General features: G+C 71.5%; 12 protein-coding genes. 3 read left to right on the top strand and 9 right to left on the bottom strand.

Annotation, left to right across the window (positions count from 1 at the left end; genetic code table 11):
• Positions 1 to 68: 68 nt before the first annotated feature.
• On the bottom strand, positions 69 to 2,033 hold the full coding sequence (locus AVW09_RS10225) for a glycosyltransferase (protein ID WP_063257974.1): 1,965 nt from the start codon (positions 2,031 to 2,033) through the stop codon (positions 69 to 71).
• A 130-nt stretch (positions 2,034 to 2,163) separates the two neighbouring features.
• Here AVW09_RS10225 and AVW09_RS10230 point away from each other — a divergent pair, with 130 nt between their 5' ends.
• Complete coding sequence (locus AVW09_RS10230) at positions 2,164 to 2,784, top strand: DedA family protein (RefSeq protein ID WP_231901818.1); 621 nt, start codon at positions 2,164 to 2,166, stop codon at positions 2,782 to 2,784.
• 102 nt (positions 2,785 to 2,886) lie between these two features.
• Here AVW09_RS10230 and AVW09_RS10235 read toward each other — a convergent pair whose 3' ends face one another.
• A complete protein-coding gene (locus AVW09_RS10235) occupies positions 2,887 to 3,648 on the bottom strand; it encodes a fructosamine kinase family protein (RefSeq protein WP_063257975.1) in 762 nt (253 codons plus the stop codon).
• 46 nt (positions 3,649 to 3,694) lie between these two features.
• On the opposite strand from AVW09_RS10235, the gene AVW09_RS10240 reads away from it, so the two are divergent.
• Positions 3,695 to 4,477 carry a DNA/RNA non-specific endonuclease gene (locus AVW09_RS10240; protein WP_063257976.1) on the top strand — a complete coding sequence of 261 codons (783 nt, stop codon included), beginning with the start codon at positions 3,695 to 3,697 and terminating at the stop codon, positions 4,475 to 4,477.
• 42 nt (positions 4,478 to 4,519) lie between these two features.
• On the opposite strand, the gene AVW09_RS10245 is transcribed toward AVW09_RS10240, so the two are convergent.
• From AVW09_RS10245 to efeU, 6 genes are all read right to left on the bottom strand, one after another.
• Positions 4,520 to 5,122 carry a class I SAM-dependent methyltransferase gene (locus AVW09_RS10245; protein WP_063257977.1) on the bottom strand — a complete coding sequence of 201 codons (603 nt, stop codon included), beginning with the start codon at positions 5,120 to 5,122 and terminating at the stop codon, positions 4,520 to 4,522.
• A gap of 211 nt (positions 5,123 to 5,333) precedes the next feature.
• Positions 5,334 to 5,978: a CE1759 family FMN reductase gene (locus tag AVW09_RS10250; protein ID WP_063257978.1), complete on the bottom strand. Its 645-nt coding sequence runs from the start codon at positions 5,976 to 5,978 to the stop codon at positions 5,334 to 5,336.
• A gap of 1 nt (position 5,979) precedes the next feature.
• Positions 5,980 to 7,185, bottom strand: a complete 1,206-nt coding sequence (locus tag AVW09_RS10255; RefSeq protein ID WP_156496061.1) for an LLM class flavin-dependent oxidoreductase — start codon at positions 7,183 to 7,185, stop codon at positions 5,980 to 5,982.
• Between the two features lie 200 nt (positions 7,186 to 7,385).
• Positions 7,386 to 8,675: an iron uptake transporter deferrochelatase/peroxidase subunit gene (efeB, locus tag AVW09_RS10260; protein ID WP_156496054.1), complete on the bottom strand. Its 1,290-nt coding sequence runs from the start codon at positions 8,673 to 8,675 to the stop codon at positions 7,386 to 7,388.
• Positions 8,672 to 9,901 carry an iron uptake system protein EfeO gene (gene efeO, locus AVW09_RS10265; protein WP_063257981.1) on the bottom strand — a complete coding sequence of 410 codons (1,230 nt, stop codon included), beginning with the start codon at positions 9,899 to 9,901 and terminating at the stop codon, positions 8,672 to 8,674. Before efeO ends, efeB begins: the two co-directional genes overlap by 4 nt.
• Positions 9,898 to 10,899 carry an iron uptake transporter permease EfeU gene (gene efeU, locus AVW09_RS10270; protein ID WP_063257982.1) on the bottom strand — a complete coding sequence of 334 codons (1,002 nt, stop codon included), beginning with the start codon at positions 10,897 to 10,899 and terminating at the stop codon, positions 9,898 to 9,900. The genes efeO and efeU overlap by 4 nt, the downstream gene beginning before the upstream one ends.
• 205 nt (positions 10,900 to 11,104) lie before the next feature.
• Between efeU and AVW09_RS10275 the strand changes: the two genes are divergently transcribed.
• A complete protein-coding gene (locus AVW09_RS10275) occupies positions 11,105 to 12,121 on the top strand; it encodes an isopenicillin N synthase family dioxygenase (RefSeq protein WP_063257983.1) in 1,017 nt (338 codons plus the stop codon).
• 246 nt (positions 12,122 to 12,367) lie between these two features.
• On the opposite strand, the gene rpsO is transcribed toward AVW09_RS10275, so the two are convergent.
• On the bottom strand, positions 12,368 to 12,637 hold the full coding sequence (rpsO, locus tag AVW09_RS10280; RefSeq protein ID WP_058598104.1) for a 30S ribosomal protein S15: 270 nt from the start codon (positions 12,635 to 12,637) through the stop codon (positions 12,368 to 12,370).
• Between the last annotated feature and the right edge of the window lie 72 nt (positions 12,638 to 12,709).

Below are 12,709 nucleotides of genomic sequence, written 5' to 3' on the forward strand. Positions count from 1 at the left end.
TGCGAGCGCTCACGATCCGGTCGGCCGAAGCGTGGGCGCTCGACCCGATCGCGAGCGGTCGGCACGCCTCAGGACGTCGCGCGCTGACGCTGGCGGTCGCCGCGCGTGGGAAGCTCCACGTATCCGTCGTGCTTGGGCAGGATGCCGTCGCCGGCGGTGCGGCCGCGCACCCGGCGCCACACCCACGGCAGCGCGTCGCGCATCAGCCAGCCGCCCTGCGGGACGTCGTCGTCGGCGTGCAGCGCCTCGTCGAGGCCGAGCAGCGCGTCGGCGTCGGGGACGCCCAGAGCCTCGGCCGCACGGTACGCCACGAGCCGGTGCCCGCGCGAACGGAGGTGCACGAGGTCGTCGGCCCATAGTGGGAGCTCGCCGATCTCCGCCACGGCCTCGAGGTCGAGCAGGATCGCGCCGTGCGCGCGGGCGATGCGCCGCAGCTCGACGTTGTAGGCCGAGAAGCGGCGAGCGAAGATCCGTGCGGCCGCCCGGCGCGGCAGGAACGTCGTCACGAGCAGCACGTCGGCGCCCGTTCGGCGAACAGCCCGGACCGCCGACTCGACCTCGGCGACGAGCGCCGGGATCACCGGTGCGGGTCCGACGAGGTCGTTGGCCCCGATGAGGATCGAGACGAGGTCGGGCCGCATCTCCAACGCCGCGGGAATCTGCTCGTCGATGAGATGCCGCACGCGACGACTGCGGACCGCGAGGTTGGCGTACTGGAACGGTCCCTCGTCGCTCGTGTGCGCGAGGAGTTCCGCGAGGCGGTCGGCCCAGCCGCGGAACTGCCCCGACGGCATCCGGGACGCGTCGCACAGGCCCTCAGTCAGCGAATCGCCGAGCGCCACGAACCGTGTCCACCGTCCGCGGGTGCGCGGCGCGGGGACCTTGGGTCGCTCGCCACCCCGGACGAGCATGCCCTCGTCCATCGCGCGCAGCGCCGCTGCTTCGCGGTAGTACCCGACGAGGTCGCGGGTGAGGGCCTCCCACGTGCGTCCTGCCACCGCCTCCCGCGCCGCTCGCGCGAACGCCTGCCGCTTGGACTCGTCACCGACGAGGTCGGCGACGCGATCCCGGAGGTCGTCGAGGTCACCCGGCTTGTACAGCCACCCGTCGACGCTCGAGCGGACGAGATCCAGGGGCCCGCCGACGCCGGTCGCGACGACCGGCACGCCGCTCGCGAGCGCCTCCTGGATCGTCTGGCCGAAGGTCTCGCTCTCGCCAGGGTGCACGAAGACGTCGAAGCCCGCCATCGCCCGCGCGAGATCGCCGCCCGACAGATGGCCGGTGAAGACGGCATCCGGGATCGCCTTCTCCAGGGCGGAGCGAGACGGGCCGTCGCCGACGATCACGAGACGCGTGCCCGGGAGATCGGCGAGCGCGCGCAGGTCGTCGACCTGCTTCTCGGGCGCGAGTCGGCCGACGTACCCGACGATGCGCTCGCCGTTCGGGGCGACGGCGGCGCGCCACGCCTCGTCGCGGTGTTCGGGCGCGAAGCGGATGGCATCCACTCCCCTGCCCCACCGGCGGATCCGGTCGACGCCCAGTCCCTCGAGCTGCCGCGACGATGCGGAGGACGGCGCGAGGGTGAGCGTCGCGCGGCGGTGCAGCCGCGTGACGTGTCCGGCGACGAGCGCGGTGGCCTGCGGCAGACCATACTTCTGCGCGTAGGCGATGACGTCGGTCTGGTACACCGCGACCGACGGGATCTTCAGCGCCTCGGCGGCGGCGAGTCCCTGCCAGCCGAGCACGAACGGGGATGCCAGATGCACCACGTCGGGGCGGAACTCCCGCAGCAGCGCACCGAGGCGTGCCGCGCGCGCGAACACCACGCGGACCTCGGGGTACGACGGCAGCGGCACGGAGCGGAGGAGCTCCGCGCGGGCACCGTGCAGATCGGCGGTGACGTCTCCGGACTTCGGGGCGATCACGAGCGTCTCGTGACCGGCCTCCGCCAGATGACGGAGGACGTGCAGAACGGAACCGGTGACCCCGTTCATGTGCGGGAGGAAGGATTCGGCCAGCAGCGCGACTCTCACGCATCCAGGGTGGGACCCCGCGACACGCCGCGCCGTCGATCACGGCCCGACGTTCGCGATGTTCACCGGATGCTCCGCGCCGGGTCACCGCGCGGTCGGCATCCCGTCTCGATTCGCGACGGAGAGTGACGTGGTGGACGGGATCGATGCGTGGCTCGGGCTGATCGCGGCGAGCCCGTGGGCGCTGCCGGCCATGGCCGCGCTCGTGTTCGCGGATGCGTTCCTGGTGGTCATCCCGGGTGAGGCGGCCGTCACGGCCTTCGGCGCGCTGGCCGTAGCGAACGGCACCCCTCCGCTCTTCGCCGTCATCCTCGTCGCGGGCGCGGCGGCCTTCTGCGGCGACCTGTGCTGCTACCTCGTCGGGCGCGCCGTCGGTGTCGAGCGTTGGCGGTGGATGCGGGGCCCGCGCGTGCGTGCGGCGCTGGAGTGGGCGCGCGCCCGCCTCGAACGCAACGCCGCGGTCGTGCTCTTCACGGCGCGGTTCGTGCCGTTCGCCCGGCTCGCGGTGAACCTCGCCGCGGGTGCGGCACGGGTGAATCCCGCCCGGTACCTCGGGGTGGCGGCGATCGCCGCGATGGCGTGGGCCGCGTACCAGGCGGTCATCGGCGCGATAGTGGCCGCCCTCGTCCCGGGCGGACCGGTGGTCGCGGTCATCGTGTCGATCGTGGTCGCCGTCGGGATCGGCGTCGGCATCGACCTCCTGCTCGCGCGGCGCGCACGGCGGCGGGCGGCTCCGGGCGTGTCGGCGTAGGGACGCCGAGTCTCGCCGTCGAAGTTCGCAGAATCGCGCGATCTTCGCAGGATTTCGGCGCGACGCTGCGAAGAACCTCGGATCCTGCGAGCAGGGGCGGCCTCAGCCGAGCGCGAGCGTGTGCTCCGCGGCATCCACGAGTTCGTCGCCGTACGCCGGGCCGTGTCCCGCCGCGTGCACCGCGAGCGGATGCAGCTGGTGCACGGGCACCCGCTCGCGCCAGCCCGGACGGAGCGGACGCCGCGCGTCGTACGCCGCGAGGATGCGGTCGAGGAACGGACAGCCGAAGAGCGCGAGCATCGCGAGGTCGGTCTCGCGGTGGCCGCCGTGCGCCGCGGGGTCGATGAGCACGACGCCCTCGGCCGACCACAGCACGTTTCCCGCCCACAGGTCGCCGTGCAGGCGCGCGGGGGCGTCCGCGTCGTCGAAGGCCCCGGCGGCGATCAGCGCGCACGCCCGCCGGACGACCTCGGACCCGGATGCCGTGAGGTTCCCGGCCGCGACGGCGGGAGCGAGGAACGGCTCGACGCGCTGTGCCGCGTAGAACGCGCCCCACGTCGGCGCGGGCCGCGCCGACTGCGTGCGGCGACCGATGAAGATGTCGCCCGTCCATCCCGGCGGCGGTGCGCCGAAGGCGGGGGCGCCGGCGTCATGGGTCGCGGCGAGCGCGGCACCGAACTCCTCGGCGGCGGCCTGGGTGGGGCGCACGGTCTCCACGCGTTCGAGGACGATGCGCGTCGGCCCGCTCTCGAGCACCTCGACCGTTCGGGCGCCGCCCGCGGCGGCGAGCCACGCGAGTCCCGCGGCCTCCGCCGCGAAGAATCCCGCGGGGGCGTCGTCCCGGGTCTTCACCAGCCGTTCCATCGTCCCAGTCTGTCGCGATGTCGGAGGGCCCGGGCACGATGGAGCGATGAGCGACGGCTTCGACCCCGAGTTCCTCGGCATCCCCCTGCCCCTTCCCTCCCCCGCCGTCGAGACGGTACGGCTCGACTACCCCCGGTTCTCCGTGCTGCTCGACCCCGCGCGGCGCTTCGCCGCGGTCACGGGCGTCGTGATCGACGGGTCCACCGTGCAGGACCTCCCGCGCACCGGCGAGTGGCACCTCGACCCGCGGGTACCCGTCGACGCGCAGGCGGGCCCGGCGGTGTACGCCGACAACGACCTCGACCGCGGGCATCTCGTGCGCCGTCGCGACCCTGGCTGGGGCACGGTGGCGGAGGCTCGGGATGCCACGGCCGCGACGTTCGTCTACACGAACGCGGCCCCGCAGGCGGCGGGCTTCAACCAGTCGAAGGAGCTGTGGCTCGGGCTGGAGGACCACGTCCTCGCGTACGCCGAGAGCACCGACCAGCGGCTCGCGGTGTTCACCGCGCCGGTGCTGGGTGCGGACGACCCTCCCTACCGCGGCATCCGGGTACCGCTGCGGTTCTGGAAGATCGCGGCCTGGCGGTCGGACGCCGGCCTGTCGGCCGCCGGATTCGTGCTCGACCAGAGCGCGCTCGTCGACACACGGCGAGGGCTGCGCGTGCCGCCGCTCGGCGCGTTCCGGACGTTCCAGGTGCCGATCCGCGACATCGCGGCCGAGGCGCGCGTGGACGTCGGGCAGCTCGTCGGCGCGGACGTCCTCGCCCGACCGGGAGTACGGCCGACCGGCGTGCGCGAGCTGCGCGACGCGGGCGACATCGTGCTCTGAGCGGGCGCCGCGGGTCCGACGTCGCGGCCGAACCGCCGCGGTTCAGCGCACCCGCACCGCGTGCAGCAGCGTGTCGATCGCGGGATGGGCGTGTCCGCCGCGCAGTTCGGCGTCGGCCGCGCCCCGGGTCAGACGCTCGCAGCGCTCGATGCGGAACCGATCGTCGAGCGCACCGCGCAACAACGCGGGCGTGTAAAGGATCGCGGGGTCGGACGGCCCGTGCCCGCCGGCCGCGATGTTCTCGACGTCGTGCCCGACGACGACGAGCGTCCCGCCGACCCCCACCCACTCGGCGATGCGGGCGATCGCCGCGGCGTTGTCGCTCAGGTGCAGGTAGCACGACACCACGAGATCGACGGATGCCACCGGCTCCCACGTGTGGACATCGGCGCGGACCCACGACACGGCGTCCCCGCCGGGTCGGTCCGCCGCGATCGCGAGGGCCTCGGCCGAGAAGTCGACGCCCGTGACGCCCCAGCCACGCGCGGCCAGCAAGAGCGCCGTCCGCCCGTCGCCCGTGGCCACGTCAATGGCCGTGCCCGGCGTCAACGGCCCGGCGATCTCCCGCACAACGGCGGGCGGCTCGCTCGCCCACACCCCTCCGGCCGACGCTCGATAGCGCTCGTCCCACTGCGCGGCATCCATGCCCTCACCCTAGGGCCGGCGCGGAACCTGGGTGATCCGCGCGACGTCCCCTTCGGCGGCACAACCTCAGCGATCTGCACGACCTCAGCCCGAATCCGCGCGAACGGACTGAGGTTGCGCGGATCGCGGAGGGTGCGCGAATCACTGACCCAGCGCGCGCCGCGCAGCACGAAGCCCCGCCCTCCCGGAGGAGAGCGGGGCTTCGAACGGGTCACTCCCCGGCGAGACCGCCGAGCAGGTGACCGAAGGACTTGCCGGCGCCGAGGTACGACGCGGGGTCGTACGGGTCGGCATCCTGCACGGGCTCGCGCGCGGCGATCGCGTCGGCGAACTCCCGAGCGGCGCGGTCGACGCGGGCGCCGAGCGGCGCGACCTCGTCGGCGTTGGATCCCCAGTCACTGGATGCCGCGAACACGCCGGTCGGAACCGGATTCGCGTGCAGGTAGGTGAAGAGCGGGCGGATGGCGTAGTCGATCGCGAGCGAGTGGCGGGCGGTGCCCGCGTTCGCTCCCAGCAGGACCGGCGTGCCGCTCAGCGCCTGCGGGTCGAGCACGTCGATGAACGACTTGAACAGGCCGGAGTAGCTCGTGGAGAAGATCGGCGTCACGACGATCAGGCCGTCGGCTGAGACCACGGAGTTGATCATCTGCTCGAGTGCCGGCGGGGCGAAGCCCGTCAGCAGGTTGTCGGTCAGATCGTGCGCGAAGTCCCGCAGCTCGAACACGTCGCTCGTGGCGTCGATCCCGCGCGCGCGGAGCTCGGTGAGCGCCGCGTGCGCGAGCCGGTCGCCCAGCATGCGCGTCGAGGAGGGGGTCGAGAGTCCCGCGGTCACGACCGCGATACGACGGGCAGTCATGTCAGGCCCCCACTCGCGTCGCGGCGGCACCGAAGGAACTGCCGGCCTTGGCCGGGGCGTCCTGGTACGGGCTGCCCGCGGTCAGGTTGTCACCGCGGTTGGCACCGGGAACGGCCTGGCGCGGAGCGGCGCCGGCGTAGATCTTCTCGACGAGGTTCGCGTGCGTCGGAGCGTCGGGCACCTCGGCCGGACGGTTCTTCTGCAGCTCCTTGCGGAGCACGGGCACGACCTCGCCACCGAGGATGTCGAGCTGCTCGAGCACCGTCTTGGTCGGGAGTCCGGCGTGGTCGATGAGGAACAGCTGCCGCTGGTAGTCACCGAACGTGTCGCGCATCGCGGCGTACCGGTCGATGATCTGCTGCGGCGAGCCGACCGTCAGCGGGGTCATCTCGCTGAAGTCCTCGAGGCTCGGGCCGTGGCCGTAGACGGGCGCGTTGTCGAAGTACGGGCGGAACTCCTTGACGGCGTCCTGCGAGTTGGACCGCATGAACACCTGGCCGCCGAGGCCGACGATCGCCTGCTGCGGGGTGCCGTGACCGTAGTGCGCGAAGCGCTCGCGGTACAGCATGATCAGGCGCTGGTAGTGCTCCTTGGGCCAGAAGATGTTGTTCGCGAAGAAGCCGTTGCCGTAGAAGGCGGCCTGCTCGGCGATCTCGGGCGTGCGGATCGAGCCGTGCCAGACGAACGGCGGAACGCCGTCCAGCGGACGCGGGGTCGAGGTGAAGCCCTGCAGCGGGGTGCGGAACTTGCCCTCCCAGTCGACGACGTCCTCACGCCACAGCTTGTGGAGCAGGTCGTAGTTCTCGATGGTCAGCGGCAGACCCTGACGGATGTCCTTGCCGAACCAGGGGTAGACCGGGCCGGTGTTTCCGCGGCCGAGCATGAGGTCGGCACGACCGCCCGACACGTGCTGCAGCATCGCGAAGTCTTCGGCGATCTTCACCGGGTCGTTCGTGGTGATGAGGGTCGTGGAGGTCGTGAGGATCAGGCGCTCGGTCTGGGCCGCGATGTACGCGAGCGTGGTGGTCGGCGACGACGACCAGAACGGCGGGTTGTGGTGCTCGCCGAGCGCGAAGACGTCCAGCCCCACCTCTTCGGTGTGCTTCGCGATGGTGAGCGTGTCCTTGATGCGCTGGGCTTCGCTCGGGGTCTTGCCGGTGGTCGGGTCCTGCGTGATGTCGCTCACCGTCATGACACCGAACTGCATCCCGGGCCAGTTGTTCGTCTCGTTCACGATGCCCCTCCTGTTTGTATGCATCTGAATATACATCGTGAAACGCAGAACCGCGAGATCTATTCCCGGGGCCCGGACCCGGCATCCCTGCGTAAACGCTCCCGCTCAGCAGAAACGCCCGGACGCGGCGTTTCCGCCGAGCCCGAGCGTTTATGCGAGAAGGAGCCCAGGCCTCAGGCGCCGAGCAACCCCGCACCGATCGACGCGCCGGCCTGCGGTGCGGGCGGCACGGCCCACAGGCCCGAGCCGACGTGCTTGAGGTACTCCCCCATCGCGTCATTCGCCAGGGACTTCTGCAGCGTGACGAAGCGGTCGGGGCTCCGCTGGAACGACAGGAAGAACAGACCTGCGTTCAGCCGCCCGAGGTCGGTGGTGCCGTCGACGAAGTTGTAACCCCGACGGAGGATCCGGATGCCGTTGTTCATGTCGGGATGCGCCAGGCGCACATGGCTGCGCGCGTCGATGCGGGGTTTGCCCGTGGCATCCGTCGCGGTGAAATCGGGCGCCGCGAACTCGTCGCCGCCGGAGAGCGGAGCGCCCTGCGCCTTGTCCCGCCCGACGACCCGGTCCTGTTCGGCGAGTCGCGTCCGGTCCCACGTCTCGATGAGCATCGCGATACGCCGCGCGACGAGGTACGACCCGCCCGCGAGCCACGCCGGACCCTCGGATGCCGGGACCCAGACGTTCTCGTCGAGGGCGGCGGCGTCGTCCGCGAGGATGTTCGCCGTGCCGTCCTTGAACCCGAACAGATTCCGCGGGGTCGACTGATCGGCCGTGGTCTTCGACGTGCGGCCGAACCCGAGCTGCGACCACCGGATGCTCGCGCGCCCGAAGGCGATGCGGCTGAGGTTGCGGATCGCATGGACCGCGACCTGCGGGTCGTCGGCGCACGCCTGGATGCAGAGGTCTCCGTCCGATCGCTCGGGGTCGAGGTCGTCGCCGAGGAACGCGGGCAGCCGCTCGAGCCCGGCGGGGCGCTGCGCCGCGAGACCGAAGCGGTCATCGAACAGCGACGGACCGAACCCGAACGTGATCGTGAGGTTGCTCGCCGGGAGACCCAGCGCCTCGCCCGTGTCGTCCGGCGGAGCCTCGGGCGAGCCCCCGACCGCACCGGTCGCGCTCACCTCGAGGCCCTGCATCATGCGCGTCGCCGCGTACGTCCAGTCCGACAGCAGCGACGCGAGATCCTCCCGCGTGGTCCGCGCCATCATGTCGTACGCCGCGAAGTGCAGGTGCTCCTGCACCGGCGTCGTGATGCCCGGCTGATGGATGCCGGATGCCGAGGCCACGGCATCCATCGCCTGTCGCGCCTGCGTCTGACCGTAGGCGGCGCCACCGACCAGGCCCGCGCCGGCACCCACGACGAGGCTCGTGGCACTCGCGCCGAGCGCGAGGCCGATCAGGTCGCGCCGGGACACCCCGCCATCGACATCCTTCTCCGGCTGTTCTTCCGTCACGGTCACTCCAGGACGGTGGAGGTGAGCTGCGACAGCGGCTCGGCGAGCGCGTTGATGAGATCCGTGAGCTGACGCTTGTCCGCGTCGGTCAGCTGCGTGTAGGGCACGAAGCCGGCGTCCGCGGAGCCGTAGGTCGCCAGCGCGGCCTCGAGGTCGGCGTATCCGGTGTCGATCCGCGTGACGAGCGAGGCACCCTTGTCGCCCTTGGACTCGGCGAAGTCGCGCACGAGCGAGAAGGCCATCTTGGAGCCCTCCACGTTGGCGGCGAAGTCGTACAGGTCGGTGTGCGACCACCAGTCCTCTTCCCCGCTGATCTTGCCGGTCGCGACCTCGTCGAGGAGCGCGATGGCGCCGTTGGAGATGCCCGCGACACCCTGGTCGGTGAGCGCCTGCTCGAACGCGTCGGAGTGGACGTAGTCGTAGAGCTCCTGCGTGTCCTTGATCAGGGTCTGGCCGTAGGTCGCGCGCTCGTCGGGGGTGGACGGCGCCCAGTCCTTCCAGGCCGGGGTCTCGCCGTCGGCGTTGAGGGCATCCTGCGCGGGGACCCACAGGTCCTTCTCGATGCGGTGGAAGCCGGTCCACGACAGCCCCTCGGCGGTGGCGTCGACCTCGCGGTAGTCGAGGCGCGGGTCGAGGTCGCCCAGCGCCTCGGCGATCGGCTCGATGCGCTCGTAGTACGCGCGCACGCGGGGATACTGGTCGCGCGCAGCCGCGTCGTCGCCGGACGCGTAGACGCCCGCGAACGTCTGCACCGCCGGGAGCAACTGCCCGACCTGGTCCTTCACGAACGCGGCGTACAGGTCGATGGCCTGCTGCTTCTGCTCGGCGTCGGCGCCGTCGATCGCGACCGCGTCGCCGGTGACGGTGAACGCGGCCTTTCCGACGCCGTCGCCGACCATGCCCGGCTTGCAGAGCGTGAAGTAGTCACCGGGCTGCGCCGTCACGGTGAGGCTGCGCGACGCGCCGGGAGCGACGTTCTCGACCTCGCCGACGATGCGCAGACCGTCCGAAGCGAGCAGGTAGAACTCCGTGACCTGGTCACCCTTGTTCACCACGTCGAACGCGAGCGTGCCGCTGCTCGCGGTCGCCGCGGAGACGTCGCAGCCGTCCGCCGTCGAGGTGACGGTGAGGGCTCCGGCGGAGGCGGCGTCGGTCTTGGCGACGCAGCCCGAGAGGACGAGGACGGCCGCGCCGGCCGCGGCCGTGGCCGCGAGGAGGCGTGTCGGGTTCATGATGCTCCGTTCGGGTGGGCGGTGGATGCCACGGCGGGCGCGGCATCCGACGTCGGGGAAGGCGCGGCGGCCGTTGCGGCGGCGGTCGGCGCGGAGGGGGTCACCGCGGCCGGGCGTCGCCCCGCCCGCACACCGCGGATGAAGAGGGGGACGACGACGGCGACGTACACGACCCACGCGATCACCTGGAGCCAGGTCATCTGGGGCATGAAGCCGACGGTCGCCTGGAGGAGTGCGGCGAGTCCGCCGCTCGGGGCGATGACACCGGACAGGTCGAACGCCCAGCCGAAGGGGAATCCGGCCCAGCCGATCGCGACGGCGCCGGTGGTCGGGTCGATCGGGGCGCCGGCTCCGAACGGGCCGGGAAGGGCGCCGCCCTCCTGTAGATCGTGCGCCGCGTAGGCGAGCACGCCCGCCGCGACGACGACGAGGAACGCGCCGGTCCACGTGAAGAACCGCCCGATGTTGAGCCGCAGCATCCCGCGGGCGATGAGCCAGCCCAGCAGAGCCGCGGCGACGAGGCCGATGAGGGCACCGAGGAGAGCGAGCGGTTCGCTGCCGAGCCCCTGGACCATCGACCACAGCAGCAGCGTGGTCTCCACTCCCTCGCGGGCGACCGAGACGAACCCGACGAGAACGAGCGCCCACACGCTGCCCTGGAGTGCACGGTCGATGCCGCCCTCGAGCCCGGACTTGAGCGTGCGCCCGGCCTTCTGCATCCAGAAGATCATCCACGTCACCATCGCCACCGCCAGCACCGAGAGACCGCCGCCGATGAGCTCCTGAGCCTGGGTCGTGAGGGCGTAGGCGCCGAACGTGAAGATCGCGCCGATGACGACGGCCAGGGCGATCGCGAGGCCCACGCCGACCCACAGTCGGGGCAGGGCGTCGCGGCGGCCGAGCTTGGTGAGATAGGCGACCAGGATGCCCACGACGAGGGCGGCTTCCAGGCCCTCGCGCAGCCCGATGATGAACGGGGCGAAGAAGGAGGCAAGCACGGGCGAAGACCGACTTTCGGAGTTTCGGGTGGGGACCGCGGAATCGCGGGAGGTAAGGACAGCCTCACCTGACTCACCTAGATTACGCAATGTCGGCCACTCCTCGCACCCCGCCGCCCGGCGGGGACCCGTCGGGCCTCAGGGGAAGCGGTAACCGTCGGCAACATTCGCCCGAGGTCGGCGCGGCCCGACCTAGCCTCGAAGCATGTCCGAGCTGAACCTCCCGATCCTCGACCTTTCGCTCCTCGATCAGGGGCCGGAGGCCGCCGCCCGCTTTCGCGACGAGCTGCGCACCGCGACGCGCGACGTGGGCTTCTTCTACCTCACCGGCACCGGGATCAGCCCCGAGCTGGAAGCGCGGCTCCTGCAGGCTGCGAAGGACTTCTTCGCGCTGCCGGAGGAGGAGAAGCTCGCGATCGAGAACGTCACGAGCCCCCACTTCCGCGGGTACACGCGGGTCGGCGGCGAACTGACGCAGGGCCGCGTCGACTGGCGCGAGCAGATCGACATCGGCCCCGAGCGCGAGGCCATCAACGACCCGGACGGCCCGGGGTACAACCGGCTCGTCGGCCCCAACCTCTGGCCCGCCGCGCAGCCCGAACTCCGCGACGTCGTGACCGAGTGGCACGACCGTCTGACCGAGATCGCCCGGACGCTCCTCCGCGCGTGGGCGCTCTCCCTCGGCGCCGAGGAAGAGTACTTCGACCGCCACTTCGGCGATCCGCAGACGCTCATCAAGATCGTGCGGTACCCCGGCAAGGACGACCCCACCCCTCAGCAGGGCGTCGGCGCGCACAAGGACTCCGGCGTGCTCACGCTGCTCTGGGTCGAGCCAGGCAAGGGCGGGCTCCAGGTCCTCCGCGACGGCGAGTGGGTCGACGCTCCCCCGGTGCCCGGCGCGTTCGTCGTCAACATCGGCGAGCTGCTCGAATACGCGACGCAGGGATACCTGACGGCCACGAACCACCGTGTCGTCTCGCCGCGGTTCCCAGACGAGCGCATCTCGGTGCCGTTCTTCTTCAACCCCGCGCTGGACGCGGTCCTGCCGATCATCGACCTGCCCGCGGAGCTCGCCGCCGAGGCCCGCGGCGTCGAGGACGACCCGACGAACCCGATCCACGCCACCTACGGCGAGAACGCCCTCAAGTCGCGCTTGCGCGCGCACCCCGACGTCGCCGAGCGCTGGCATCCGGATCTGGTCGCCGCCCGCGCGGCATCCTGAGGCTCACCCCTCGGCGATAAAACGCGATCCACGGGAGGAAACGCACTGACGAGGCGTTTCTGCCCGTGGATCGCGTTTGTCGATGGATGCCACGGCCCCGACGCCGCACGCGCAGCGCGATTCCGCACCATCGAGGCGCAACGGAGGCTGACGCCGCGCCGCAGCATCGCCCGGGAATGACGAAGGCCGCCCCACACCGTGGGGCGGCCTTCCAAGAATGTTTTGCGCGATTGAACGCTGGTGCGATTAGCGACGCAGACCGAGACGCTCGATGAGCGAGCGGTAACGGTTGATGTCGACCTCCTGCAGGTAACCCAGCAGGCGACGGCGCTGACCGACGAGCAGGAACAGGCCACGGCGCGAGTGGTGGTCGTGCTTGTGTGCCTTGAGGTGCTCGGTGAGGTCCTTGATGCGCTGCGTCAGCATCGCGACCTGCACCTCGGGGGATCCGGTGTCACCGGGGTGCGTCGCGTACTCTTCGATGATCGCCTTCTTGACGTCTGCTTCCAGTGCCATAGGTGATCCCCTTCCTCTTCGTTGCGCGGCGCCCGACGCCTGATGCGTGGGCTCTCTTTATCCGCGGCCGAT

It is taken from the genome of Microbacterium sp. T32, from assembly GCF_001619615.1.
GTDB lineage: Bacteria > Actinomycetota > Actinomycetes > Actinomycetales > Microbacteriaceae > Microbacterium.